Below are 1,443 nucleotides of genomic sequence, written 5' to 3' on the forward strand. Positions count from 1 at the left end.
CTAGGCATTTAAAGATGAAGCTGTCTTTAAAAGTTGTGACAGGCACAGATTTTTAGGGATTAATAGTTTGTACTGTAGCTACAGAAGTTCATCTTCCCCTGCGAAGTTGCCGCGGGGCGTTGATGAAAATCGAGTGACGCAGACAGGACGTCTGCGTAGCTTTCGGGGAAGGGGTAAATGAAAATTGGTGATTTTCGAGCTTATGAGCGAGAGGTAGGGATTGCCGAACTGGAGTGCTTTACATGGATGTAAAGCGGAATCTTCGGAAGCGATAGCAAATTTGGCAATGAGCACAAGGGACTTTCTAAAAATTTGTGCCTGTCCTATCTTTCCCAAAATGCTTCTAGGTTAATAAGGTCTCGATTTTTCTGGATGAAAAATGTTGATAGCACACTGAGGCTGATGCTAACTTATTGGCATGATTGAATTATTTATTCGTATCATTCCAATATCCAACTCTATACAGTTGGGTTTTATTAGAAGTGGGGGGAATACACTGTTATGAGTCTTATGGATAACGAAAAATATAAGAATTATCTAGGTGATCTCGGAACGATTGCAAAAGAGTATGCGCGTGAATCTATAAGCGAACATAAGGCTGCAAAAGGAACTAGTGAAGAAGATTATAAAACCGGCTATATGATGGGGTTCCATCGTTTCATTACGTTAATGCAGCAGCAAGCAGAATCATTTGATATACCACTAAAAGAAATCGGCTTGGCTGATATAGATGAAGGTGACTTTTTTAAGTAGTCCCCAACACATAACAAGGCCCAAGCAGCATCGTCCCTATGGGGCTGGACCTCGCTACGCTCGGCCGCTGTTGGCGGCGTTATAGGCACATTATGAATCGAGTCGTCCTTTTACTCTCCAGTATATTTCTCATATTTGGGTGCTCAAATGAGCCTCAAGAATTGACGCCTGAAATGCGAGAGCTAGCTACGGCTACCGTGGTTAAATATCTAAATGGTCACAACCTTCCGAATGAAAATCTAGAAGTTTCAATTTCTCAAAATAGAGATATTGCTGACTTCTCTTTTATGTATAAAGGTGGTGGCCGATGCATAAACTTTATTGTTAAGTGTTATGGTAGTACTTGCACTGAACTCCAGTCCTATCCCTATGATAGACATGGCGAAAAGTGCCCATAACAAGTATGAAAGATCGGACTGGTACAATTCTTTCTGAATTTTAAGCCCATACAGTAGTGACAGGAGTTCACCTTCCCCTGCGAAGTTGCTGAAGGGCGTTGAAGAAAATCGAGTGACGCAGACAGGACGTCTGCGTAGCTTTCGGGGGGAAGGGACGCCCCATCGGAAGCGTTAGCGATTTTCGAATAAGCACGAAGCCAGTATTCAATGCATATAACTTCGCTAGGGTGAGTGCTGCATAGCTGCGTTACGAACGAGAGCCATGGATGGCGAACTGGCAGTTAGACATGGA

1 protein-coding gene is annotated in these 1,443 nt (G+C 43.0%); it reads left to right on the plus strand.

Annotation, left to right across the window (positions count from 1 at the left end; genetic code table 11):
• The first annotated feature begins 510 nt into the window (after positions 1-510).
• Complete coding sequence (locus tag L976_RS01845; protein ID WP_047533641.1) at positions 511-753, plus strand: hypothetical protein; 243 nt, start codon at positions 511-513, stop codon at positions 751-753.
• Positions 754-1,443 lie beyond the last annotated feature (690 nt).

This window comes from Shewanella sp. ZOR0012 (assembly GCF_000798835.1).
Lineage (GTDB): Bacteria > Pseudomonadota > Gammaproteobacteria > Enterobacterales > Shewanellaceae > Shewanella > Shewanella xiamenensis.

Coding starts and splice junctions, on each gene's coding strand:
- L976_RS01845 (WP_047533641.1), top strand. CDS start 511: ATGGATAACGAAAAATATAAGAATTATCTAGGTGATCTCGGAACGATT.